Origin of the sequence: Hyphococcus luteus, from assembly GCF_002943565.1 — a bacterium.
GTDB lineage: Bacteria > Pseudomonadota > Alphaproteobacteria > Caulobacterales > Parvularculaceae > Hyphococcus > Hyphococcus luteus.
Window position 1 is genome coordinate 41078 of sequence record NZ_PJCH01000003.1, and the last position, 23923, is coordinate 65000.

At 61.6% G+C, this 23923-nt stretch carries 16 protein-coding genes, 1 tRNA gene and 2 rRNA genes (1 of these 19 only partly in view); 5 read left to right on the forward strand and 14 right to left on the reverse strand.

Annotated features, from left to right (window positions below):
- Positions 1–94: 94 nt before the first annotated feature.
- On the forward strand, positions 95–538 hold the full coding sequence (locus CW354_RS02800) for a tellurite resistance TerB family protein (RefSeq protein WP_165793488.1): 444 nt from the start codon (positions 95–97) through the stop codon (positions 536–538).
- Here the strand turns inward: CW354_RS02800 and CW354_RS02805 are convergent.
- Positions 535–1902 (reverse strand): GGDEF domain-containing protein, encoded by a 1368-nt coding sequence (locus tag CW354_RS02805; protein ID WP_104828543.1) that lies wholly within the window; start codon positions 1900–1902, stop codon positions 535–537. The genes CW354_RS02800 and CW354_RS02805 overlap by 4 nt on opposite strands.
- A gap of 284 nt (positions 1903–2186) precedes the next feature.
- Between CW354_RS02805 and fdxA the strand changes: the two genes are divergently transcribed.
- Positions 2187–2525, forward strand: a complete 339-nt coding sequence (gene fdxA / locus CW354_RS02810) for a ferredoxin FdxA (RefSeq protein ID WP_104828544.1) — start codon at positions 2187–2189, stop codon at positions 2523–2525.
- A gap of 316 nt (positions 2526–2841) precedes the next feature.
- On the opposite strand, the gene CW354_RS23630 is transcribed toward fdxA, so the two are convergent.
- Entirely contained in the window at positions 2842–3084 is a 243-nt protein-coding gene (locus tag CW354_RS23630; RefSeq protein ID WP_207764635.1) for a hypothetical protein, read from the reverse strand.
- Positions 3085–3106: 22 nt separating this feature from the next.
- Here CW354_RS23630 and CW354_RS02815 point away from each other — a divergent pair, with 22 nt between their 5' ends.
- Positions 3107–4003 (forward strand): CarD family transcriptional regulator, encoded by an 897-nt coding sequence (locus CW354_RS02815; protein WP_207764636.1) that lies wholly within the window; start codon positions 3107–3109, stop codon positions 4001–4003.
- A 96-nt stretch (positions 4004–4099) separates the two neighbouring features.
- Here CW354_RS02815 and CW354_RS02820 read toward each other — a convergent pair whose 3' ends face one another.
- From CW354_RS02820 to CW354_RS02830, 3 genes are all read right to left on the reverse strand, one after another.
- Positions 4100–4840 (reverse strand): thermonuclease family protein, encoded by a 741-nt coding sequence (locus tag CW354_RS02820; RefSeq protein ID WP_104828545.1) that lies wholly within the window; start codon positions 4838–4840, stop codon positions 4100–4102.
- Positions 4837–6852: a penicillin-binding protein 1C gene (gene pbpC, locus CW354_RS02825; protein WP_207764637.1), complete on the reverse strand. Its 2016-nt coding sequence runs from the start codon at positions 6850–6852 to the stop codon at positions 4837–4839. The genes CW354_RS02820 and pbpC overlap by 4 nt, the downstream gene beginning before the upstream one ends.
- 178 nt (positions 6853–7030) lie before the next feature.
- Positions 7031–11983 carry an alpha-2-macroglobulin family protein gene (locus CW354_RS02830; protein ID WP_104828546.1) on the reverse strand — a complete coding sequence of 1651 codons (4953 nt, stop codon included), beginning with the start codon at positions 11981–11983 and terminating at the stop codon, positions 7031–7033.
- Positions 11984–12170: 187 nt separating this feature from the next.
- Here CW354_RS02830 and CW354_RS02835 point away from each other — a divergent pair.
- Positions 12171–12247 (forward strand) — tRNA-Arg (locus tag CW354_RS02835).
- A gap of 101 nt (positions 12248–12348) precedes the next feature.
- Here the strand turns inward: CW354_RS02835 and CW354_RS02840 are convergent.
- From CW354_RS02840 to CW354_RS22915, 4 genes are all read right to left on the reverse strand, one after another.
- Complete coding sequence (locus tag CW354_RS02840) at positions 12349–14916, reverse strand: TonB-dependent receptor plug domain-containing protein (protein WP_104828547.1); 2568 nt, start codon at positions 14914–14916, stop codon at positions 12349–12351.
- A gap of 559 nt (positions 14917–15475) precedes the next feature.
- A complete protein-coding gene (locus tag CW354_RS02850) occupies positions 15476–16642 on the reverse strand; it encodes a pyridoxal phosphate-dependent aminotransferase (protein ID WP_207764638.1) in 1167 nt (388 codons plus the stop codon).
- 70 nt (positions 16643–16712) lie between these two features.
- A complete protein-coding gene (locus tag CW354_RS02855) occupies positions 16713–17723 on the reverse strand; it encodes a sulfite exporter TauE/SafE family protein (RefSeq protein ID WP_104828549.1) in 1011 nt (336 codons plus the stop codon).
- 681 nt (positions 17724–18404) lie between these two features.
- Positions 18405–18941 (reverse strand): hypothetical protein, encoded by a 537-nt coding sequence (locus CW354_RS22915; RefSeq protein WP_133162143.1) that lies wholly within the window; start codon positions 18939–18941, stop codon positions 18405–18407.
- Between CW354_RS22915 and CW354_RS02870 the strand changes: the two genes are divergently transcribed.
- Positions 18930–20078, forward strand: a complete 1149-nt coding sequence (locus CW354_RS02870; RefSeq protein WP_104828552.1) for a pyridoxal phosphate-dependent aminotransferase — start codon at positions 18930–18932, stop codon at positions 20076–20078. The genes CW354_RS22915 and CW354_RS02870 overlap by 12 nt on opposite strands.
- Before the next feature lie 93 nt (positions 20079–20171).
- On the opposite strand, the gene CW354_RS02875 is transcribed toward CW354_RS02870, so the two are convergent.
- The 5 genes from CW354_RS02875 to CW354_RS02895 all read right to left on the reverse strand — a co-directional run.
- Positions 20172–20972 carry an ion channel gene (locus tag CW354_RS02875; protein ID WP_104828553.1) on the reverse strand — a complete coding sequence of 267 codons (801 nt, stop codon included), beginning with the start codon at positions 20970–20972 and terminating at the stop codon, positions 20172–20174.
- A complete protein-coding gene (locus tag CW354_RS02880; RefSeq protein WP_133162144.1) occupies positions 20965–21681 on the reverse strand; it encodes a class I SAM-dependent methyltransferase in 717 nt (238 codons plus the stop codon). Before CW354_RS02880 ends, CW354_RS02875 begins: the two co-directional genes overlap by 8 nt.
- 143 nt (positions 21682–21824) lie before the next feature.
- On the reverse strand, positions 21825–22613 hold the full coding sequence (locus CW354_RS02885; RefSeq protein ID WP_133162145.1) for an FkbM family methyltransferase: 789 nt from the start codon (positions 22611–22613) through the stop codon (positions 21825–21827).
- Positions 22614–22754: 141 nt separating this feature from the next.
- Positions 22755–22869: ribosomal RNA gene (gene rrf / locus CW354_RS02890) — 5S ribosomal RNA — on the reverse strand.
- A gap of 148 nt (positions 22870–23017) precedes the next feature.
- Positions 23018–23923, reverse strand: a 23S ribosomal RNA gene (locus CW354_RS02895) (it continues 1902 nt past the right edge of the window).

Below are 23923 nucleotides of genomic sequence, written 5' to 3' on the forward strand. Positions count from 1 at the left end.
ACGCCTTTCACCCGCGACAAAGGCGCCGGCCGGCCCACGAAGAAAGACCGCCGCGCGCTTGCCGCGCTCCGGTCTGAAGATTGAAGGAATGACGATGTTCGACAAACTGTTCGACCGGTTCAAAAGCGAAGCGCCGGAGGAAAGCGCGGATACGCGGCTTGAACTCGCCTTCGCCGCCCTCCTCGTGGAGGCGGCGCGCATCGACGAGGAGTACAGCGATGACGAGCGCGCGATCATCGACGGCGCCCTGAAAAAACGCTTCGGCCTTTCAGACGCCGACGCCTCCGCCATGCGCGCCCGCGCCGAAGCCGAACAGGCCGGGGCCACGGACATCCAGCGCTTCACCAAGATCGCCAAGGCGATGACCCGGGAGGAGAAGATCGACCTCCTCGAGGAGCTCTGGGAGATCGCCCTTTCGGATGGCGCCCGCGATCCTTACGAGGAGACGCTGATCCGCCAGATCTGCGGCCTCATCTATGTGGACGACCAGGATTCGGGCGCGGCGCGGGCCCGGGTCGCGGCCCGGCTCGGCGATTAGCGGCGCGCGTCCCTGGCTTTAGCAAAGGATATGGTTTCGCAGTCTTCGCCCGGCGCCGTCATGCCGCCCGAGTCGATGGAGACGACGCGGTTCCGTCCTCTTGCCTTGGCGTGATAAAGCGCAGCGTCCGCCGCTTCGACGCTTTCTGCAGGCGCCAAGCCGGCCGAGATTTCCGCAACGCCGATGCTGACTGTGATGCTTAGCTTCTCTTCGCCGTCTTTTGCGTCAACAGGCTCTTCGGCGACCGAGGCGCGCAGTCTTTCCGCCGTCTCCACCGCCGCCGCCATCGAAACGCCCGGCAGAAGGATGGAAAACTCCTCGCCGCCGACACGGTAAACATGGTCGAAAGGCCGAACGGTCGACGTCATGATCCGCGCCACGGCGCGCAGCACGTCGTCGCCGGCGCCATGTCCATACACATCGTTGACTTGCTTGAAATGGTCGATGTCGAGCATCATCAGCGCGCCGTCCTCGCCGCGGCGAACGCGGGCGTAAACCTCCTCCAGCGCTTCGTCGAAAGCGCGGCGATTGAGAAGCTTCGTTAGCCCGTCCCGGCGCGCAAGTTCGGCGAGCGCCGTTTCGGTTTCATCGATGCGGAAGATCATGCGATTGAATTCCAACGCCACCCGTCGCAATTCGGGCGGCACTTTCACACTGATCCGGTGATTGCGGTCGCCTTCGGCGAAATGCTGGGCGCCTTCGACCAGCCTGTCGACACTGTTCGACATCACCCGCCCAATGATAAAAACGCCGCCGACCATCGCGATTAACGACAAAAGCCCGGCGATTCCCATAAGCCACATCACCCGTTCGCGATAGATCATGGCGCTGCGGTGATCGGCTTCAATCGCCGCCGCGACACGCGCATAAAGGGCGCCGAGACGGTCCGACGACGCCTGGATTGCGGCATGGAAACGCTCGAACTTTTCCTGCGTCAGCGGATCGGCGTCAGGACGCCCGGCAAGCAAATCCCGGGCGAGACGGTCAGCGACGGTCCAGTCGGCCCGCGCCCGTTCGGCCATCGTCAGCGCTTCTTCATCGGCCCCCAAATTTTCGTGCAAGACGGCGAAATCCGTTTCGATTCGGCTGCTGAAATCCCGATAGGACGACGCAAGGGCCGGATCCCCTTCTTCGACATATTCGTCCACCGGCACCAGCGTATCCCAGATCAGGATGCGCAAATTCTGCGAGACGGCGACCTGCTTGCGTTCGCGCATGGAGACATCGTGGAACGCGTCGATGACGCCGTGATTTAAGAACCAGTACCCGGCGATCGAGGACAGGACGAGAGGAACCAGCGCCACAATCATGCCGAGGGCGATCCAGTATCTTAAGGACCGGGTTTTCCAGTAAGAGGGGGACATTCGGCCTTCCCGGCGCCTCTTGCGGCGCCAGTCTCCTGACCGCGGCGTTCATACGCTTGCCCCCGGCTTTCCGCAGTCTTCTATAGCCTATTCAAGCATCTGGAACTTAACCGAAAATTGTCGGATATCGTTAACGATTGCTGACTAAACGCCCGGCCCCGGGCCCCTGCGGGCGGCCAGTCTCAAGGGAAAATGAGGCGCCTGTCAGGAAAGCTCGCTTGCGTCCGGGCCGCGAGCAGGTATGAAGGGCGAAAAAACGTCGCAAAACTAGGAGATCCCTTTCCATGACCTATGTGGTGACCGAAGCATGCATCAAGTGCAAATACACCGACTGCGTGGAGGTGTGCCCTGTCGACTGCTTTTATGAGGGCGAGAACATGCTGGTGATCCACCCGGACGAGTGCATCGACTGCGGCGTCTGCGAGCCGGAATGCCCGGCCGAGGCCATCATCCCGGACACCGAAGGCGGCGCCGACAAATGGCTGGAGGTCAACACCAAATACGCCTCGGAATGGCCGAACATCACGCAGAAAATCGATCCCCTGCCCGGCGCCGACGACTGCGTCGAGGAGGAAGGCAAGTTCGAGAAATATTTCAGCCAGAAACCCGGCCAGGGCTCTTAAGCGCCTTGTACGCTTTCGCGCCCGGCGCCCCGGATCCCGCTTTGCCAAAGCCTATCAAGCCCGTAGCGCGGCTTGAAGTTTTGTGCTAATATTCTGGATGAATCTTGGATCGTTTTGCAGCGAAAGCGCTGAGCCGGAGCCTTCAAAAAATCGCTTAATTCTTTGTAAATATTAAGCTTTCCGATCTTTTCCTCATAAAGAACCGGTTAGCTTCATATTGGGACGAGCGTAATCTCAGGCAAACGGGCATGACCCGGCCTTTCAAGCCCGGCAAAGACGAATCCCCGATTTCAAGCCGCCGGCCGCTCCGCCGGCTTCAAGTTTGGACAAGGTCAGTCATGGTGACAAAAACAACGAAGAAGAAAGCAGCGGCCAAGAAGGCCCCTGCGAAGAAACCGGCGGCCAAGAAGAAAACGGCGGCCAAAAAGGCTGCGGCCCCTAAGAAAGCGAAAAAAACGGTGAAGAAAAAGGCGACGGCGAAAACCACGGCGGCGAAAAAAACTGCTGCAGCGAAGAAAGCCCCGGCCAAAAAAGCTGCGAAGAAAAAGTCCGCCGCCAAGTCCGCGCCCGCCCGGAAAACGGTGAAAAAGGCGGCGGCGAAAACCACGAAGACGGCAGCGCCGAAGAAAAAGACAACGACCGCGAAGAGCGCCGCCGCGGCCCCGAAAACGGCGAAGAAGGCCGCCAAGCCCGCGGCCCCGAAAGCCGACAAAAAGACCGCCAAACCTGCGGCGAAAAAAGCGGCGCCGGCCAAGGCCGCTTCCAAAGCCGCATCCAAGGCCAAGGCCGCCGAGAAGGCCCCGGCGCCCGCGAAGGCGAAGCCGGCGAATGTCGGCCAGGCGCCGCGCAAGACGACGCTCGCCGCCTCGATCCCGACGCCGAGCACCACCCCGCCCAAGGACGCGCCCCAGGCGGACGCCAAAGCCTCTGAGAACACCCAGGCGTCGAGCACGGCGAAGCAGGATTTCAAGGTCAACGACAAGATCGTCTATCCGGCCCATGGCGTCGGCAAGATCATCAATCTTGAAAAGCAGCAGGTCGCCGGCATTGCGATCGAGCTTTTCGTCATCGACTTCGACCAGGAGAAGATGAAGCTGCGCGTGCCCACGGGCAAAGCCAAAGCCGCCGGCATGCGTCCCCTCTCCGACGACAAGACGGTGAAAGACGCCATCGGCACGCTGAAAGGCCGCCCGCGGATCAAGCGCACCATGTGGAGCCGGCGCGCCCAGGAATATGACGCCAAGATCAATTCCGGCGACATCAAGCTCGTGGCGGAAGTCGTGCGCGATCTTTACCGCGGCGAAGACCAGCCGGAGCAGAGCTATTCCGAACGCCAGCTTTTCGAAGCCGCGCTCGACCGCATGGCCCGCGAAGTCGCCGCCGTGCGCAAAGTCGATCTCGGCAAGGCGATCGAAGAGCTCGAAGGCGTCCTCAGGAAGAAAACCGCCGCAGCCGCGGCGGCGGCCAATGCCAGTTAGATCATCGGGCGGCGTATTTGAACCGCCCAATGATCTAAATTTCAGTGGTCGCGCCGGTTTTGCGAAAAACCGGTCTCCGCTTTTTCGCCCGACGCTCTAATCCAGCCGCTCGACCTGCAAGAAATGGGTGAGGTCGATCGACGGCCCGTTGATCGCCTCAACCAGGCCGCGCACGCGGACTGGGACGCCGGCAAGCGCGACAAGATCGGTTCCCGCTTTCTTCCAGCGCCGGTAAAGCCGGCTCGCCGCGCTTGCGGTGAAATCCGTGCGATAGTCCTCGCCGAAATTCATATAAAAGCGCGAGCCATGTTGTCCGGCCTCGCGCACCGTTCCCTCGACCAGGTGAAAGGCGCCGACGGCGCCCCATGCCTTCCCGGCATCGAAGACGCGATAATCCGGCAAAGCCCAGAGCCCGCGGCGTCCGGCCCGCGCCGCGTCTTCCAGCGCGAGAAGGCGGCGGATCAAATCATGATCTTCCGTCTGCGGCCTGACGCGCGCAGCGCCCGCCGCAACAAGCCTCTCCTGAAGCGTTTCACTTTCGCCCGTGCGTTTCGCGAGCACGCGCCGGACGCCCCAGCGGGTCGGCGCCAGCACATCCTCGACATCGAGCGCGCCGGTCAGCAAATCCTGCAAGGCGCGGCGCGAGACTTCGAAATGCGGCGGACGTTCTTTTTCAAGCGTGTAAAGCGGCGGCGCGATGATGTCGGCGAGGAGAAACTCCGTCTCGCCGCTCATGAAACGCGCGCCGGAGAGCGCTTTCGCGTTGGAGACAAAAGTCTGCGCATCAGCCCGCGCGAACATCGCCGCCGCGCCGGCGAGAAAGAGGCGGCGCCTCATCCGGCGACGACGCGCACTTTGGCTTCAGACGCGCGGCCCGCCTCGTCGACCACGGTGACGTCGTAAAAGCCCGCATGATCGGGCCGCCAGACGGCGCGCCCGCCTGTTCCCTCCGGCGTCACCGGCTCGCCATTGACATACCAGCGCCGCGCGCCCTCGCCGCCCCGCGCCGCCAGCGAAAAGCCGCGCCGCTCCGCATCGAGATAAATCTCGACGCCGTTGCGCGGGAAAATGATCTGCGGCGGCGCGGCGTCTTCGGCGCGCTCGAACCGGGCGAGCGCGATGGCCGGCGCCTCGCCCTCTAAATCTTCAATATTGCCTTGCGTCACGCCTTCTTCGGCAAGCATGTCGAACACGTCGAACAACAAGGGCGCGGCGGTTTTGCGGCCCGTGGCGCCGGGGCGCGGCGCGCCGTCCGCCCGGCCGACCCAGACAACAGCCGTGTATCCGCCGCCATGGCCCGCGGCCCAGGCGTCGCGATAGCCGTAAGAGGTGCCGGTCTTGAAGGCGACGCGCACGGCCCTGCGCGACAGATCCGCCGGCGCGCGGCCTTCGAGCGCCGGCGCGCCGGCGAGAATCGAGGAAATGCGCGCGGCGGTCTTCGTCGAAAACAGACGATAGGCGTCCTCCGGCGTTTTTTCTTGCGCCGCTTTCCAGACCAGCGGCGCGACCTCGCCGTCGGAGCCGAGTCCCGCGTAAAGCGCCGCGATTTCCTGCGCCGTCACCCCGGCGCCGCCCAGCGCCAGCGCCAAGCCCGGCGCCTTGTCGGCGCGGGCCGGGGTTTTCAAGTCGATCCCCGCCGCCCGCAAGACGGATGCAAAGCGCACGGCGCCGACGCGGTCGAGCGCGCGCACCGCCGGCACGTTCAGCGAATGTTGCAACGCCTCGCGCACATGAACCTCGCCGCGAAATGTATGGTCGAAATTTTCCGGCGCATAATCGCCGAAGGCGCGCGGCATGTCGTCGATGACCGTGTCCGCCGAGGCGTAGCCGGCTTCAAAGGCGAGCCCGTAAATGAACGGCTTTAACGTCGAGCCGGGCGAGCGCGTCGCGGCGGTGAGGTCGATCCAGCCGCCTTGCGCGTCGAGCCCCGAGGAGCCGACGCTGGCGCGCACGGCGCGGGTTTTGTTGTCGATGACGATCAACGCGGCGGTCGCGCCGTCATCGAACTGGCCCACATAATCGGCGAGCATTTTTTCCGCGCGGGCCTGGAGCGAAGCGTCAAGGCTCGAGGCGACGACGCCCGGCTTGTCGCTGAACGCAAGACGGCGCGCCGCATGATAGGCCATGCGCGGCAGGGGATGACGCGCGGACGGCAGGCGCGCGTCGGCGGCCTCCACCGCGCGGTTTTCCTTAATCGCGCCCGCCTCGGCGAGTTTCCGCAAAATCTCCTTGCGCGCGGCCTTCGCCGCTTCCGGTCTGAGGTCGGGGCGGCGCGCTTCGGGCGCCTGGGGGAGTGCAATCAGCAGCGCCTGCTCCGCATCGGTGAGCCGCGTCGGCTCCTTATCGAAATAAAGCCGCGAGGCGGCGCGCACTCCTTCTATGTTGCCGCCATAGGGTGCGAGCATCAGGTAAAGTTCGAGAATTTCTTTCTTGGATAACCGCCGCTCGATCTGCAACGCGCGGATCATCTCGACGAGCTTGGCGCCGATGGTGCGCTTGCGCGGCTCGAGGAGGCGCGCCGTCTGCATGGTGATAGTCGACGCGCCGGACGTGATCTCGCCCGACGCGAGGGAAGAAAATCCGGCGCGCAGCACCGCCAGCGGATCGACGCCGGGATGGGCGTAAAACCGCTTGTCCTCCACCGCGATGACGCGCTCGACAAAAGACGGATCGATGGTTTCTAGATCGGCCCTGAAGCGCCAGCGCCCTTCCGGCGTCGCGAAAGCGTGCAGCCATTCGCCGTTGCGGTCGGTCACCAGCGGCGAGAGATTTTCCGCGCGCGACAAGGGCGGCGGAAAAAGAAGATCGAGCGCGGCGATGATAGCGACAGCGGCCAGACTGGAAATCAATAGCTTGCGTGGAACGCGTTTTCCTTCTCCCCGTCGGGGAGAAGATGGCGCGAAGCGCCGGATGAGGGGGAAGAAAACGGTCTTCAAAGCTGCATCCTTTCCCCCTCACCCGGATTTTCTATCGAAAATCCGACCTCTCCCCATCGGGGAGAAGTAAAAGGAAAAGCACGATCCGCCATCATTCAGCCGCGGCGATGGAGACCGAGCCGGTCTCGGTGCGCGCGAAATCGCCCGGCCGGTACATATCCTCGATCACCGCGCCGGGCATCACGAACTCGCCCGGCGTCACGGCGCGCACGATGTAAGCGAGCGTGAAGCGGTTGCCGCCATTGACGTCGATAGCGGCGACGAAGCGGTCGTCGCGGGCCTCGGCGACTTTCGGATAGGAAAGCTCGCCAATCCATTTATAGGGACCGTTATGATTGCGCCCGCCCGCGTCGTCCGGGTTGAGGATGGTCTCGATCTCGAGCCCCGCAGGCAGGAGATCGGCGATCACCGCAGGATGCAGGCGCTGATCGGTCGCCGCGCCGCTGATGACGACGACGAAGCGGTCGTTCTGGCGCGCCGCCGAAAGGTCCGCCGGCCGGCCGTCGCGGGTCGCGATGCGTTTGGTCAGGGTGAAGCCCTGCGCGGCGGCGGGCGGCGCGGAAGACGGCGAGCCCGTGACCGTCAGGGAGCGGAAGATCTGTCCCTCTCCGTCATTGCGGTAGGAAACGCCGTCTTCGATCGCCGCAAGGGCGGGACTGAAAGACGGCGCCGGCGGCAGGTCTTCAAGACTTTCGCCGTTCACCGACAGCGCCACCGCCTCCGAGGTGCGCAAGAGCGCCTGCGCCGCAAGAAGCGTGAACGCTTTCTCCTGCGTGTGCATGGCTTTCGGATCTTTCATATAGGTTTCAAGCTGCGCAACGAGGTCTTCGGTACGGTCGTTCTCGCCGGTCTCCACCGCAAGCGCCACGAGCCCCGCAACATCACGCAGGGCGCTCTGATAATAATCGCCGCGATTGGTCCAGCCTGTCGCCTCCATCGCCTTGTCGAAGGCGCTTTCGGCGCGGGCGCGGTCGCCCATCATCGCGAGCGCCGCGCCGATCTGCGCGCGGGCCAGGGGGCTCGGCGTCTCGTCGAGGAGCGCGTCATGGAAGTAACGAAGGTCGGAGAGGTCCGCCCTTCCCGCGCGCGCCAGCACGTAAAGCGCATAGGCCGCCGAGCGCCGGCGCAGATAATCGCGTGTATCGTTATTGCCTTCATATTCGGGAACCGTCGTCTGGTAGCTTGCAAGATACCAGCGGTCGACGCGGGCGATGTCGGCGAGCGACGCATAAGCGCGGTCGAGCGCCGCCTGCGGCACGCCATAGCCTTCCGCCTTGGCGCGATAGAGGAAGTCCGTCACATAGGCGCCGAGCCAGGGCGAAGCCCAGCGGTCGCCGACCCGCCAGAGCCCGAAGGCGCCGTCGGGAGACTGACGATTGAGAAGCTCGTTCACCGCTTTCTGGACGCGCGGGCGCACGGACCGTTCCGGCCCCTTGCCGATCTCCCCGCCCAAGACGTCGACGAAGAGCAGCGGCATGGCCGAACTCGTCAGCTGTTCGGAGCAGCCGTAAGGATAGCGGTAAAGCGCGTCGAGAAGCGGTCCCGGCTCGATCCCGTCGAGCCGCGAGAACGCGACCGTGACGTCCGCCGAGCCGTCCACATAAGGTTCGGTCACCGCATCGGTGAGCTGGAAGGTCTCGCCGGGGTCGAGCGCGGCGGTCCGCACTTCCGTCACCGGGAAATAAGGCGTCCTCGACTGGATCGGATAAGAGCGCGAGACGGAAAAACCGCCCGGCCCCTCGACGCTGAGATTGACAGCGCCGATGCCGACTTCGCCGGTTTCGAAAGAGAAGGTCTCCGTCTGCTTTTCGCCTTGCGCGAGGGTGAAGGTCCGATCCGTCGACAGCGTCACCGGGCCCTCGCCCGTCAGCGAGACTTTATAGTCGCCCGCCGCGCCGTCCACATTGTCGATGAGGAGCGTTGCGGTCGCCGTGTCGCCGGGGGCGAGGAAGCGCGGCAAAGCGAGCTCCGCCGGAACCGCGTCGCGCACGGTCAGGGGGTCGGATGCAGAGCCCAGCTTATCCTTCGACCAGGCGACGGCCATCAGGCGCAATTCGCCATTGAAGTCCGGCACCTCGATGGGGACCGACGCCTTGCCGGATCCGTCGAGTTTGATGGGTCCTGTAAAGAGCGCCACGGATTTCGTCGGCACCACGGTGAGCCCTTCGCCGCCGAGCTGGTCGCCGCCGAAACGCGCCGGCGCGCCGAGATTGGCGTGAAGGATGCGGCCGTAATCGTCGCGGACCGCAACGCCCAAACGCTTCTTGCCGTAATAATAGTCCACCGGATGGGGCGATTTAAACTTGGTGAGGCGCAGGATGCCCTCGTCCACCGCCGCAACGGTCATCATCACGGTCGATCCCGGCGCGGCGTTCGACACCGTCACCGGCAGGTCGAGCTGCTGGCGCGGGCGGAACACTTCCGGATCCTCGATGTCGACGCCGAGTTTTCGCGCCGACATGTCGAACGGCACATGCGTCACCGCCATGGCGCGGCGCGGCACCGGCCGCTCGCCGGGATCGCGCGGCGTCACCACCGTCGCCATGACATAAAAGCCCGCGCCCCAACTCGGGTCCGTGTTGACGATGATCTCGCGCCCATCCGCGCCGACTTTCATGCGCTGGACGAGATGCACCTTGTCCGTGGCGATCACCACGGTGGCCTCGCCTTCATAGGGCGGGTTCAGGAAAAACCGCGCGCGCGAGCCCGGCGTCACCTTGTCGTTCTGCAGCGTGATCGCCGCCTGGTCCGGCGAGTCGGCGCCCGCCGCATAAGAGCGCCAGCCCACATAAAAGCGGATGTCGCTTTTCGCCTTGCCGCCGGCCTGGCTGACGGTCAGGCGATAGGTCCCGGGATCGACGCGCTGATTGACGAGCTTGGCGAAACTTTCCGCGCCTGTCTTGCCGCGCCCTTCCGCGACGAGCACGTCGCGATAAGAGCGGCGCCAGCGCCATTCGCCGCCCTGGCGATACCAGTCGAACCAGTAATCCTCTTCGACGAGGCGCCATTCAAGCTCGCCCTCCGCCGGCTGGCCTTCCCAGTCGAGCAGCACCGCGTCGACCGCGACCTCCTCGTCCTGGCCGAAGCTGCCGGAATCATTGGCGAGCTTCAGGCCCACATACGCATCGTCAGGGCGCACGGGGATGCGCGCCGATTCGCGCACCACGCGCCCGCCGGGTTCGACGACCCCGACCACCACATCGGCGCGCATGGGGGCGCCGTAGTTTTTCGGCGCGGAATCGGCGTTGACGGCGATGCTCGCCTTGCCGTCCGCGTCCGTGGTCGTGTTGGGAAGTTTCAAAAAGCGCTCATCGAAACGCCCGTTCACCGGCCCGAAACGATAAGCGGAAAAATCCGGAAACGGATTGGGGTCGAGGCGAAGCCGCGCCTCCGCCTCCACCGCAAGGCCTGACGCCGGCGCGCCGTAAAGAAACCGGCTGTCGACGGAAAGCTCGCGCGTTTCGCCGGGGCGGATCGGGGTTTCCTCATCGCCTTCGAGTTTCACCTCAAGGCGCTGCGGCACGAAATCCTCGACGGAAAAGCTTTCGCCGCCGACGGCGTTGTCGATGCCGTCCGCCTCGACCGAGATGCGCCACATGCCGCGCGCAGCCGAATCGGGAACGTTATAGTCGAAGGAAAAGCCGCCGACCTGAAGGTCGGTGATGCGGCGCTTGTCGGCCTCGGTGCCGTTGGGCCGAAACACCGTCACGGTCAGCGGACGCTCTTCAATGGCGCGGCCCGCATCGTCGCGCAAAAGCCCGGTCACATGAACCGTCTCGCCCGGCCGGTAGATGCCGCGGTCGAGATAAACGAAGGCGTCGACTTTCGGCGGCGCGGCGCGCCCACCCACATCGCGGTCGGAAAGATCGAGCGGCGCGCGCGCAAGATCGAGCGCGGCGTAATCCTCCTGCGGGCCGTAGGCCATGAGCATGCGCGGGGTTAAGGGGTAATCGCCATTGACGGCTTCCTCCTCGAAACGCGCGCGCCCGTCCCCATTGGTGATGGCGGTGGCGAGAATGTCGTTATTGGCGGCGATCAGCGTCAGCTCGACGCCGGCCATGGCCCGCGCCGTCGAAATCGAGCGCACGAAAACGTCGACGCCGTCGGCGCCGGAATAAGTCGTCAGCGCCATGTCGGTGAAAACGATCCAGCGCCAGGCCGACGCCGCGCGATTCTCGTCAGCGCCCGGCGAGACGTCCTTCAGCCGGATGAAATAGGCGCCGGGCTTGAGCTCGCCGAGCGCCGCGCCGAGCGAAAAGACCGTCGTCGTCGTTTCATTACGCTCGCCCGGCGTCGCAAGTTCGCCCGCAAAGACTTTTACGCCGACATCCTGGCCGTCTTCCTGATCCCAGACATAAGAGTAACGCCCCTCTTCGCTCGCCTCGCCCGCAACGATGTTCTTGCGCGCCAGCGAGCGGTCCGAAACGCGATAGACTGTGACCTCGACCTTTTCCACATTGACGGTCTCGATGCCGATCCCGTCCGCTTCGAGGCGCGGCAGGATCACCCCGTCCCCAGCGAAGCCCGCATAGGACGGCTTGTCGCCAAAGGCGACCGTCACTTCCGCCGCGCGTTCAAGGCGCTCGCCCTTGGCGCTCGGCAGACCGGCGCGCAGGCGCACGGTGTAATCCTTGTCGAATTGCAGACCGGAGAGGCAGAGCGAGGTTCCGTCGACCTCGATGGCGGCGCCGTCCGCCGGGCTTACGCGGACGAAATCGCCGTAATTGACGTCGCCCCCGTCATCGAGCTCTCGCGTGAACTGAAGGCAGGCTTTCGGCGTCTCGGTTCCTGTGTCGAGGCGCAGCCGACGATAGGCGAATTCCTTGATGATGTCTTCTTCGGGCCGCTCGGCGTCTTCGTCCCGGCGTTCCTGAAACGGACGGCGCGGGGTCTGGCCCTTGGTCTCGGCGGAGACCACGGGCTGGCCGTTCGGCGCGTCGCGCGAGCCCGAATCGGGCGCGATGGTCCGGCCCAGCAATATCCCCAAAGCGAAGGCCGCCAGAAGGCCGCCCGCCATCAACACACCCTGTCTGCGCGCAAACATATCGTCTCCCGCCTAGCGTCCCGCCCGGCTGGTAAAGCCAGCCTCTATCAGCGGATTTTCGCCCGCAATTATGGCGGTTAATCAACTAAAGCAAAACGATTCAGAGACATTTTCGGGAAATTTAGGCAGCGCCGGACCGGGAATTCAGGTTTTGCCGCAGCGCGAAATTGGCTAGGTTGCCCGCGCTGTCCCCGTAGCTCAGCAGGATAGAGCATCAGATTCCTAATCTGAGGGCCACAGGTTCGAATCCTGTCGGGGACGCCATCTTCCAGCGCAACACAGCGGGTTTCACCGCAGCCCGGCAATGAAAAAGGCGAAGCGGTTTCCCGCTTCGCCTCTTCCTGCATTCTTGCTTGCGGCGAGGGTTAGAACGAGACCTCGAGCTTGCCGTAATAATAGCCGCCCTGCCAGTCGACGATCGAGTCGGAGCGGTAGATGCGCCCGCAGCAGGTCTCGCCGATCATGCCCCGGTCGGGATAGTTGTCGAAGACATTCCGGGCGCCGAAGGCGATCTTGTAATGATCGAGGAAGGTGTAGCCGACTTCCATATCCACGAGGAACTCGGACCCGAATTCCTGAATAGCCGTGATCGGCGATCCATCGGAATTCTCATAGGAGCCATAATAGCTGACCCGCGCGAGACCCGTGAAATCGCCGACGCTATGGATTGCAGTGAAGACGCCGCGCCATTTCGGATCGCCGTTCAGCAAATCGAACTGTTCTTCTGCGTTGAACAGGCTATTCACATCGCCGTCGAACTTGGTGTCGTTATAGTTCGCCGCCAGGGAGACCGACGTTCTGCCGGCCGAGCCCAGGTCGAAATCGGTGGTGGCGACGATATCGACGCCCTTGGTCACCGTGTCGAAGGCGTTGGCGAAGTAGAACACGCCGCCGATCGATTCGGCGCCGACGACGCCGGCGCCGACAAGCGCCAGATAATTGTCATAGGCGGCGCCAGCCATCGGATCGGTCGACACGTCCTGGGTCGAGATGGCGTTGACGCGGTCTTCAAGCGCGATGCGGTAGAAATCGACGGAAAGGTCGATGCCGCCAAACGCCGCGGTGAAGCCCGCAGCGAGGTTTTTCGATGTTTCCGGCTTGAGCGGTTCGGCGCCAAGCGCCTGGGCCACGACGCCCCCGGCCGGGAAGAGACCCGTCGCGACCGGGAAACCGTTGGGCAGGCGCGTCGACACGTTGGTCGTGCCCTGCTGGCCCGGCGTCGGCGCCCGGAAGCCGGTGCCGTAAGAGCCGCGCAGCGCAAGGCCGTCCATCAGCTCATAGCGCGTGGCGACTTTATAAACGAGCTGGCTGTCGAAGTCTGAGTAGTTCTCAAACCGCCCGGCCGCTTCCAGGAACCATTTGTCGGTCACGTCGGCGCTGACATCGACATAAAAGGCGTAGCTGTCGCGCTTATATTTGCCGGAGAACTCCGGCGAATAGCCGGGAAAGCCGTTGGAGCCGACGCCGATGACCGTAAAGACCGGGTCATCCGGGTTCGTACAGTCAAGATCGGCGATGCCGGCGCCGGCCGCAGTCGGGCCCGTCATGCCGTCGCAAAGATCAAACGGATCGGGAAGCGCAAACGGACCGTCCGCATAGGATGCGGGATCGCCTTCCACCAGCTCATAGCTTTCCTTCATATAGGTGCCGCCGAAACCGACGGTCACCTCGCTCGCAAGGCCGGCGTCAACGAGATAAGCGAAGTCGCCCTGGAACTGGGTCTCCGTGTTGATGAGATCGCCCGGATAGAACTCGGTCGGCGTATCGGGACCGAGCGACGGGTTGACCGTGTTTTCGATGAAATACTCGATCTTGCTGACGCCATGACGCCCGGAGAGATCATAGCTGAGACCGCCGCCGAGATCGCCGCGGAAACCGCCGGCGGTCGACCAGTCGGTCACGTCGCCGTGGAACTGCGGGGTGAAACCGCCGGGATAGATATCGAGGAAATTATAAACCGACCCGTCTTCAAGACGAATATCCTCGATCGTGCCGTTGCCGGGATAACGATAGAAGAAGTTGCCGTCCGAGGTGCTGTCGGAATAGTTGCCGAAAGCGTAGAACTCGAGCGAATCGGAGAAGGTGTAGCCCATATTGACGAAGGAGCGGAACGCTTCGGCGTTCGGGCGGCCCCAGGGCTGCACCACGCTGCCTTCCGAAAGCGAGGCGTCTTCCACGCCCGCGGCGAAGTCGGGATTGGCGGCCGCATAAGTCGGCACGCAAAACCAGGATTCGCAATATTGTTCATTGCGGAAGGTCTGGTTGGAATGGGAATACTCCATCGACACGTTGACGAAGCCGTCAGCGCCAAGCCCGAAGCCGGCATTGCCGGCGAAGATGTATTGCAGGCCGTCGCCTTCGTAATATTTGCCGGACTGCGCCGTCAGGGTGACGCCGTCGGCGGAATCCTTCAGGATGAAGTTGATGACGCCGGCGATGGCGTCGGAGCCGTATTGCGCGGCGGCGCCGTCCCGCAGGACTTCGACGCTTTTCAACGCCACGGCCGGGATCGTTGCGATGTCAGGGCCTTGCGTGCCCGACCCGCCGATCGAGACCAGCGCGGCGCGGTGGCGGCGCTTGGAATTGACGAGAACCAGGGTTTTGTCGGTCGGCAGGCCGCGCAGCGAGGCCGGACGAATGAAGGTGGAGCCGTCGCTGATCGGCTGGCGCGACAAGGTGTAGGACGGCACCAGGGTTTGAAGGATGTCGTTTGCGTCGGTGTAAGAAACGCCTTCCAGGTCGCCTTCATTGAAGACGTCGATCGGCACCGGCGAATCCTGAACCGAACGCGGCAGACCGCGCACGCCCGTTACGACGACTTCGTCGTCGTTTTCCGCTTCGTCTTGCGCCATGGCAGGCTGCACGGCGCAGATCGCCGCCAGACATGCCGACACAACCATGTGATTCTTGAATGTTTTGAGACGTTTTTTCATGCGAGCCCCCGCTGAGCTTTTGTTTTAAACCGCGGGCGTCGCCTCCCAAACGCAGCCTTATGTGCTGTCGCGCATCGGCTGACTGTTATTATGCGCCGAAATCGCCACCCCCGGCCTGATCGCAGCGTCATTTTAACCCTGCACGGATTATTTGATCCGCACACGTTAACAAGAACAGGTGACTACAAAACTTTTTGCACTGCAACAGTTTTTTGAAGGATTTTTGATTTTCATGCGACGGTGACATCCATGCCACAGGCGGCCGTCATTAGATGCGGCTTACGGAGATAATCCGTTTCAGGAATATTAAAGACATGCGCGCATGTCATGCCTGATGTTGAAGCGTGTAGCATAAAATTTCTTATCAACGCACATAGCGACTAGCTTTGCGCCACATTTATACGGCCAAAATACAAGCATAAGCGCCCCGCCGCCTGAGGATGTTCCGTATCGGGATTTTTGAAAAGAGAACACGAAACAGCGCCCGCAAAACGGGACGCAAAAAAAGACTTATCGCCTTGTAAAGAGGGGCCGGGCGCGCCGCCCTCGCCTTTTTTCTTCAACCCTCGAGCGCCGCCGGCAAGGCGGCGACATAACGTTTCAGATCTTCAAGCCGCCCCATGGAGACACGCGACCAGGTCGGCAGCCCCTGATAGGCACCGCGGATGAAAATACGCCGGCGCTTCATCTCATCGCGGAAGGCGTCAGCGTCGCCTTTGACGTCCATAAAAACGAAATTCGTCTGGGAGGGCAGCGTCGTGAGGCCAAGCGATTGCGCCGCCTCAACCACCATTTCGCGGCCCTCGAGAATCTTCGCCCTGGATTCGGATAGGAAAGCTTCGTCGTTATAGCTCGCAATCGCGGCGGCGAGGCCCGGCCCGCTGATCCAGGACATGATGTTGCTGCGGATGCGCGCAGTGAGATCCGTGCGCGCCATCAGATAGCCGACGCGCAAGCCCGCCATGCCGTAAATTTTGGAGAAGGTGCGCGAGACGATGACATTCTTGCCGTCGCGCACAATGTCGAGCATCGACGAGCCTTCGGGATCGTCGGTCAGCTCGTTATAAGCTTCATCGACAAGGACCGTCGCCCTGCCCTCGACCTTCAGGATGAAGGCCCGGAGCTCGTCCGGATCGAGCAGCCTGCCCGTCGGGTTGTTGGGATTGGTGATGTGCACCAGGCTGACGCTGTCGTCGACGATCTTTTCCAGCGCATCGAGATCGACATTGAGATCGCTTTTCATGGGCGCGGTGACGAGCTTCGCCCCCTGACGCTCCGCATAACGCACGGTCGTGTCCCAGAACAGCGCCGGCGCGGCGATGGCGCCGCCGTCGCGGGTCCAGGATTGCGCCGCCGCGCACAGCCCTTCGCCGGAGCCGGCGCTGACCGAGATGAAGTCCCGCGGAATATTGTTCTTTTCCGCGATCATGTCGACGAGATAAAGCAGCGACCGGTCGGCGTAGAACGCCCCCTGCGCCGTCGCCGAACAGCCGGCGGCGACCGCCTTTTCACTGGGGCCGTAAGGATTTTCGTTGCGGGAAAGAAGCGCTGTCCCCGGAGGAGGGCCGAAACCGGGAACGGCATGCCCGGCCGGCTGGCCGGTCTGTTGGGTGACCGTCACCGGTTGCGCGCCGCGCGCCATCGCCGGCGTCAGGGCGGCGAGCGCCGCCGCGCCGACAAAGCGCCGCCGCGTCGGCCCCGAAGCAATGATGTCTGCCCGTTTCATTTTAAAGCCCCTCTTTTATTCCCGCCGCAGCCTTGGCGCGGCGCTGTCGCCCCCCGTTGCAAGTCCAGCCCTATTGCTCCAGGGCGCCGCCATTATCGGCCTGCGGCGGCGCGTCGTAGTAAGACAAGCCCTCTTCCGGCGGCGCGCCCGACAACGCCCGGTAATTTTTTTCGGAAACGGCGTTTTCGAAATGCTCCAGCGTCGCCGCTTCGGCGAGATAGGGCGTGTCCGGCGACGGCGAGTCCATCCCCGCCTTATAAGCGTCGACGAACATCACGCCCGTGGTGAACAGAAGATATGTGGCGAACACCCGTTTCAGGACAGCCGGGTTCATCTTGTGAGCGACGAAGGCGCCGGCCGGCGCGGTGAGCGCCGTCATCGCCGTGATCGCCACAAGCCCGATGATGTTTACATAACCAATCGACCCCGGCGGCAGCCCCTCGACGCCCTGCCCGATGATCATGAAACCGATGGCGCCCGGAATGGCGATGATGAAACCGAAACCGGCGGCCGTGGCGATGGCGCTGTGGATCGACTTGCCGAAAAGCGTCATCACCAGAATGGCGAACGTGCCGCCGCCGATCCCCATCAGCGAGGCGAAAGAGCCGACAAAGGCCGCAAGCCCCGCACGCAGCCAGCCCGTGGGCATCGTATCGGAAATCTTGATGGCGCCGGCTTTGCCGAACATCATGTAAAGGCCCATGATGAAAACGCCAATGGCGAAGATCAGGGTCAGCGACTCGCCGTCGACGGACTTCGCCAGCGCCAGCCCCAAAATCACCCCGACCACGATCCAGGGCGCCCAGGTCTTCAAGACCTCGAAATCGACCGCCCCGCGTCTGGCGTGGGCCTGAACCGAGCGCAGCGATGTGACGATGATGGTGCCGAGCGAGGTGCCAATGGCCACATGGGTCGTCACAGACGGATCGCCGCCAAGAACCGTGAAGATCGCATAAAGCGCAGGCACGACGACAAAACCGCCGCCAATCCCGAAAATCCCCGCCGCAAATCCCGCCAGCAGGCCCGCCCCCAGCATGGCGATCAAAGTCGGAAGGATTTGAGCCCAGTCAATCGCAGCCATTATTCATTTCCCCGCGCGTCTTCAGCTCACGCCGACGAAAGCCATCTTGACGATGGGCGATGCCGGCAGTCGCTGATCCGCTGTTTAAATCCGTACATGTCTCTTCCACGCCCCCGAACCGACCCAGGCCGGCCCGCAGGCAAAAGGGTTCGCACAGCGCAGCTGCGCATCAGTATACAGACATTTCCTTCCTAGGGATCGCAGCGCTTTATTATTAACTGAAACGGCCGCTCATAAAAAAATTACAGCAGGAAAATTTCATATGCAAGTTCGCAGTGACGCGCAGCGGGCGTGGACTGACGCGACGAGCTCTCCGTCAGCGGAAGAACGCAATCTATCCAACGCTGCGCACATATTCTGCTCTTTCTTGTAATTTTCCACTCAAGCTCAGCCTTTGCGGCGGCGGACGAGCCGGAAAACGCCGCGCAAGAGGCGCGCCTCCATCTCCTTGAAGAGAATCAGCAACAGCCAGCAGCTCCGTCTCTTAGCGCGCCAGCCTCCTTTTTCAGGCGCAACGGACCGCACAAATGCGAGGACGTTTTTGTTCGTAAACGAATTGCCTGCGCAAATCGCCGCATGCGAACGCGCAGCAGAAATGACGACGCCCGAAGAAGACGCCGCGCCCCGCCTCGCCCGAGACGGCAAGGCGGAACCAGGCCTGCACAGACAGGACGTAGCGCATTATTCCAAAAAACGGCCCGGTCCGGCTCCCGAAATCGCCGTTTTTTGCGCAACCCGCCCCGCCTCGGCGTTTTCGCCGTGCGCGCATCCTTCGCCGGCGCTTGCGCCTGTCCGGGTGCGGACAGAGTTATACTGTTGCTGCAAAAGCAACACGCCACGGCGCCAATCGCACAAGAACGCATAAAACGAGTGCATTGCCTGCGACTCTGCGTTAGGCTCTGTCAAAACCAAAAACAATTTAGGGTTGGAGACACCGCGCCGCAGGAAGATGCGGAGGGGCCTGTAGCGATACGGGGGCAAGACGTGACGCTTGGATTTGGTTTTCAATCTTTTCTTTTCACCAGCGCTCTTGCGTGCGTTCTTTTCAGCTTTACGCTGAAAATAATGTTGCTGCGCCTCGCCGCGCCCGTTCGCAAAACCTCGCCGGAAACCGCCGGCTCTTTCTTTCACATTCGTTTGTAGGCTGAGCATGAAACAGCCGGCAATCGCGATCCAATAACCAATGCAAGCAACGGAGACCCGTCCATGACCTTTCAAATTTCAAGACGCCTTATGCTGACCGGCGCCGTCGGCGCCTCGCTCGCCGGCGCGGCCGCGAAAGCCGCCCCCAAAGCGGAAGAAGCGGCTTTTCCGCCGGAAGTGCTTGCGCATGAACATGCGCTGCTCGGGCCCGATGACGGCGTTGCGCTGCTTGCGCGCAATGAAAATCCCTACGGTCCGTCGGAATCGGCGTTGAAAATGGTCGACTATGCGGGTAAAAAAGGCGCCTATTATCCCGGCCAGGCCAATCTGATCCTCGCCGAGATGATCGCCGAACGCCACGGCGTCGATCCCAAACAAATCGCCATCACCACCGGCTCGGGCGAAGCGCTTTCCGCCATCGCCGTTCTTTACGGGCGCCAGGGCCCGATCGTGGCGCCGCGCCTTTTCTGGGACACGACCGCGCTTTACGCCAAGCGCCTCGGCCTGGCCGAGATTTCGCGCGTTCCGCTCACCGACGACATGGGCGTCGACCTTGCAGGCATAGAAGCGGCGGTCACCGAAGAAACCGGCCTCGTGCAACTGTGCAACCCGAACAATCCGACAGGGCTCGTCTCCGATTCGAAAACCTTCAAGGCCGCAGTGAAACGCATGGCCAAGAAAACGACGGTCCTCGTTGACGAAGCCTATATGGAGCTGGCGGACGATCCCGACGGCAACACCTGCCTCGACCTCGTCAAAAAAGGCCACAATGTCATCGTCTCGCGCACCTTCTCGAAGATTTACGGCATGGCGGGCCTTCGCGTCGGCTACATCATCTCTTCGGAAGAGACCGCCGAGAAAGTCCGCGGCGCGGCCATGTCCTGGATCGCCGGCACCGGCCTCGCCTCGGCCATCGGCGCCTATAACGACGAGACCTTCCTGGAATACTCCAAATCCAAGATTGTCGAAGCGCGCGAGATGATCCTTGCAAAAACCAAGGAGCTCGGGATGGTGGCGCTGCCGTCCCAGACGAACTTCGTCTATTTCAAATCCGGCAAACCGGCGAACGATCTTCAGGAAGCGCTGGCTGCGAAAAACGTCATCATTCGCGGCCAGTATATGGATTATGCGGACTGGTCCCGCGTCTCCATGGGCAAGATCGAAGACGTCGAACGCTTTTGCGCGCTGCTGCCCGAAGCAGCGAGCGCTTAAAACTTCGCGCAAAAAAAAAGCCCGGCGTTTTTTGCCGGGCGTTTTGTTCAAAACCCCGCATCGCAAACCGCAATGCGGGGTTTTTTCATGGGATCAGGTAAAACCTTCGGTCTCGATATGGAGAACGCGGCCGCAATGGCGACAGTGAACGGCGTCACGGTCATGACGGATCAGGCCGCAATCGGGACATTCATGATCGATTTTGTGGTCGGGCTCAATGATCGCCCGCAAGAGCTGCAGGAAGAGCGTCAGCCCAAGCCCCATGATGACAATGGCGAGGATCTTGCCTGCCTTGCCTTGCATGAGAATGTCGCCATAGCCGGTCGTCGTCAGCGTCGTCATGGTGAAATAAAGCGCATCGATATAGGAATGAACGCCCGGATTGACGCCGACCTGAGTCGCGTAGACGAGCGCGGCCATGATGAAGACGAACACGATAAGATTGGCGACCTTGTCGATGACCCGCTCATGGCGCTGAAAAAACGGCGTCAACACTTTGACGCGCTTGATAAAGGTGAAGGCGCGCACCGCCCTGACCGCACGCAGGATCCGCAAAAACGCGAAATTCGACACGAGAAGCGGCGCGAACATGGTGACGACCACCACCATGTCGGCCCAGTTAAGCCAGTTCAGCACAAAGCGATGCCTGTGGCGCGCAATGTAAAAACGCGCAGCAAGATCGAACGCAATCACCGCGCCGATGGTAAAGTCGATCGCGCCGTGGGTTTTGCCGCGCGCCTCGAACGGCGCCCAGAGGAAATAGCTGATCGTCAAAAGGTCGAAAATCAAAAACGCCCAACGAAAATAAAACGGCGCCGTCCCGTGGCCTTCATAAAGCCAGAACAAAAGCCGGTTGAGGCCTTTTCGGGAATGGGCGTTTTCGCCGTCAGTCATCTGCCTTCACAAAGCGCAGGAAATAATTCTCCTCAAGCCCCTCGACCGCCCGGTCGCCGGCGAAGTCAAAACCGATATATTCGATTTCGGATATCACCCCGGCGCGGCCAAAGCGGACATGGGATTTTCCCGGCGGGCGCGTCTCGCCGGGCTTCAGATCATAATCGACCAGGATAAGAGACCCGCCGGGCTTCAGGGCGCGATAGACGGATTTCATCACCGCCTCGCGATCGCTGAAATAATGATAGGTGTCGGCGATAAAAACGACGTCCACAGCGTCATCGGGCAAGGTCACGTCGTTTTCCCGGCCAAGAACGGCGGTGATATTGTCGAAACCGGAATCCTCCGCCCGCCGATTGATGAGATCGAGAAAGCGCGGCTCGATGTCTTCAGCGTAAACGCGCCCGCCCGCGCCAACCTTTTCGGCGAAAAGCAGCGTGTAAAGCCCGGTGCCCGCTCCGATATCCGCGACGACATCGCCTGCTTCGAGATCGAGCGCAGCGATGACGGCGTCGCGGGCGGAGTAAAGCTCGCGGCTGCCGACCTCCATGCGCTCAAGCCAGACATCGATATTGACGTCGTCTTCTGCGGCGGCCTCGTCTTCGGCCGCCGGCCCGTCCGAATCGGTGGCCCCGTCGGAAGCCGGCCCCGAACAAGCCGCCATCCCGGCGAAAGCCGCCGCCAAGACAATCTGCAATGCGCCCCGCATCAAGCCGTCCTCCTGGCCGGAACCAAACAAGGCCGCCGGCGATTCGTTTCAGGGTTGCAACATAGCCCAGCAGGACGCGGCGAGAAACATCCCCGGCATTCAAGCCTTTGGAGGCGCTCAGGCGGACGGCCGCATGAAAACACTCACCATACAGTCAGGCATTCAGTGAATTTTTCGCGATAGACGTCCTTGTGCACAGCAAACACATCAAGGCCGCTGCGCGCCATCAAATAATTATTTTCTGCAAGAAGTGCAGTAATTTCTGAAAATTCCATGTTGGTCATGTTCACATATTCGAATTCGAGCATGGCTATACTCATACCCGACGCCAGAACCGCCTTTACGATGTGATAATCATAGCCTTCGGTGTCTATCGCGAGCAGGTCTATTGCGTGCAGATCATACCGCACAGCCATGTCATCAAACGTTATCGTCTTGACATGGATCTCCTTCACGCTCGCAACACGCTGACCCAAACGATGATTATATTCAGCGATTTGACGCTCAACATGCTTGCGGTCGAAGCTCGAAACTTTACTGACCATAAAATCATCGCCAGCTTCAGCCGCATAAAACGGCAGATCGCCAGCCTCCACGGAAATCGCAAAGTTCCCCGTAATCACGTTCGGAGCGCTAGCGTAAAGAGACTCAAGCTTCTCAAAGGCGACAGGGTTGGGCTCGATCAACACAGCACGCACATTCGGCAGCGTCAAAACGCTTTTTACGGAATCCTCGCTGACGCCGTCATTTGCGCCAATCTGAACAACCGTCATCTCGCCTTCATGGCGTTTGCGATAATGAGCAGCATGAAGATAGAGGAGATTAAGACCGGCCCAAGCATCGACGCTTATGCGCCCGTTGAGGGCGTGCACCTTCAACCCTATGCGCGCCAACAGGCTATTCACTTTTGACTTTAGAACTTCGCCAGCCACGCCGCCGCCTTTCAATAACAGGACATCAGCCCAGCACGAAAACAAAGCCGACGCCAGCAAAACTGGCTAGACGCGAAGAGGACGCAATAACTTTCGATAAAAGGGAGGTTTGTATGAAGGGTTTCAAAATCGTCTTGGCAGGCCTGGCGGCGACTTACTCTCCCACGCCTTGAGACGTAGTACCATCAGCGCTGGGGAGTTTAACGACCGAGTTCGGGATGGGATCGGGTGGGGGCTCCCCGCCATAACCACCAGGCCGGCGAAGACGATTTCGATGCGAGAGCGCTTCTTTTTCAAGAAGCATCAAATGTGCGAACCCGTTGCGCGAACAATCCGAATACGGACCGTTCGCCGCGCATGAGTTTAGGGCGCTCATGCTTTCATCCGAAGATGACTGCATGAGGACAATCAAGCCAATCGAGCAATTAGTATCGGTAAGCTCCACGCATTGCTGCGCTTCCACACCCGACCTATCAACGTGGTGGTCTTCCACGGCTCTCAAGGGAATATTTGTTTTGAGGCCGGCTTCCCGCTTAGATGCCTTCAGCGGTTATCCGTTCAACACATAGCTACCCAGCTGCGCCGCTGGCGCGACGACTGGTCCACCAGAGGTGTGTCCATCCCGGTCCTCTCGTACTAAGGACAGCTCCTCTCAATATTCCTACACCCACGGCAGATAGGGACCGAACTGTCTCACGACGTTCTGAACCCAGCTCACGTACCGCTTTAATTGGCGAACAGCCAAACCCTTGGGACCTGCTCCAGCCCCAGGATGCGATGAGCCGACATCGAGGTGCCAAACAATGCCGTCGATATGGACTCTTGGGCATCATCAGCCTGTTATCCCCGGCGTACCTTTTATCCGTTGAGCGATGGCCCTCACACGAAGAACCACCGGATCACTATGGCCGACTTTCGTCTCTGCTCGACTTGTCAGTCTCGCAGTCTAGCGGGCTTATGCCATTGCACTCGACGACCGATTTCCGACCGGTCTGAGCCCACCTATCGCGCGCCTCCGTTACCATTTAGGAGGCGACCGCCCCAGTCAAACTACCCGCCATACAGGGTCCCGGATCCGGGTTCACGGACCGCGGTTAGACACCAGCGACAACAAGGGCGGTATTTCACCTGTGGCTCCACGAAAGCTGGCGCCTCCGTTTCAAAGCCTCCCGCCTATGCTACACAAGTTGACGCTAATGCCACTGTAAAGCTGTAGTAAAGGTGCACGGGGTCTTTCCGTCTGACCGCGGGTACTCCGCATCTTCACGGAGAATTCAGTTTCGCTGAGTCTGCATTGGAGACAGTGTGGA

Bases quoted from the DNA above. Each gene is read 5' to 3' on its own strand.
- CW354_RS02800 (WP_165793488.1), top strand. From the start codon at position 95: ATGTTCGACAAACTGTTCGACCGGTTCAAAAGCGAAGCGCCGGAGGAA.
- CW354_RS02830 (WP_104828546.1), bottom strand. From the start codon at position 11,983: ATGTTTGCGCGCAGACAGGGTGTGTTGATGGCGGGCGGCCTTCTGGCG.
- CW354_RS02805 (WP_104828543.1), bottom strand. From the start codon at position 1,902: ATGTCCCCCTCTTACTGGAAAACCCGGTCCTTAAGATACTGGATCGCC.
- CW354_RS02840 (WP_104828547.1), bottom strand. From the start codon at position 14,916: ATGAAAAAACGTCTCAAAACATTCAAGAATCACATGGTTGTGTCGGCA.
- CW354_RS02850 (WP_207764638.1), bottom strand. From the start codon at position 16,642: ATGAAACGGGCAGACATCATTGCTTCGGGGCCGACGCGGCGGCGCTTT.
- CW354_RS02875 (WP_104828553.1), bottom strand. From the start codon at position 20,972: ATGACTGACGGCGAAAACGCCCATTCCCGAAAAGGCCTCAACCGGCTT.
- CW354_RS02855 (WP_104828549.1), bottom strand. From the start codon at position 17,723: ATGGCTGCGATTGACTGGGCTCAAATCCTTCCGACTTTGATCGCCATG.
- CW354_RS02870 (WP_104828552.1), top strand. From the start codon at position 18,930: ATGACCTTTCAAATTTCAAGACGCCTTATGCTGACCGGCGCCGTCGGC.
- CW354_RS02820 (WP_104828545.1), bottom strand. From the start codon at position 4,840: ATGAGGCGCCGCCTCTTTCTCGCCGGCGCGGCGGCGATGTTCGCGCGG.
- fdxA (WP_104828544.1), top strand. From the start codon at position 2,187: ATGACCTATGTGGTGACCGAAGCATGCATCAAGTGCAAATACACCGAC.
- CW354_RS02880 (WP_133162144.1), bottom strand. From the start codon at position 21,681: ATGCGGGGCGCATTGCAGATTGTCTTGGCGGCGGCTTTCGCCGGGATG.